This is a genomic window from Staphylococcus sp. GDY8P120P (genome assembly GCF_017892065.1).
Classification (GTDB): Bacteria; Bacillota; Bacilli; order Staphylococcales; family Staphylococcaceae; genus Staphylococcus; species Staphylococcus nepalensis.
In genome coordinates this window covers 1-700 of sequence record NZ_JAESKI010000042.1, presented here as the reverse complement: position 1 = coordinate 700, position 700 = coordinate 1, and the positions used below count along the sequence as shown (strand labels likewise).

At 37.4% G+C, this 700-nt stretch carries 1 pseudogene; it reads right to left on the bottom strand.

The features are described from left to right. A pseudogene (locus KA900_RS14485) lies at window positions 1-700 on the bottom strand (IS256-like element IS256 family transposase); the annotation flags it as partial.

Genomic DNA, 700 nt, shown 5'->3' with positions numbered 1-700 from the left:
TGCGCAAGCTTTTGAATATTTTGGTTGATCGATATAATCATGAATCAATCGATTTTTAGCCTCACGCGCTAAGTTAATATCTGTGAACTTAAAAATTCCTTTAACAGCTTCTCTGAAAGATTTTGAATTTTTTTTAGGAATGGTGGTAAAGATATTTCTTAGGAAGTGAACTTGGCATCTTTGCCAACTTACGTTGGTGAAGGATTTTCTAATGGCAGAGACTAATCCTTTGTGCGCATCAGAAATAACGAGTTCCGTACCTTGTAAACCGCGTTCTTTTAGGTATTCAAAAAATGTTGTCCAGGTCTCTTCGCTTTCGCCACTTTGAATCATGAAGCCGATAATTTCACGGTCGCCATCTTTGGTTATTCCAATCGCTATATGACAGCTTTTTGAGAGTACTCGATTTTCTTCTCGTACTTTTATATAGAGTACATCGGTCATTAAGTAAGGATAATTTTTTTCTGATAATAAACGATTCTGCCACTCGTTAACCATAGGTTCTAGCTGTTCTGTTAAGCTAGAAACGAAGGACTTAGAGACGGATTTACCACAAAGTTCTTCCACAATTTTTGATACTTTACGAGTTGAAACGCCTGATACATACATTTCCAACATTGAAGCCATGAGGGCTTTTTCGTTTCGTTGATAACGTTCAAACACTGTGGGTGAAAAATGGCCATCACGTGTTCTGGGTACT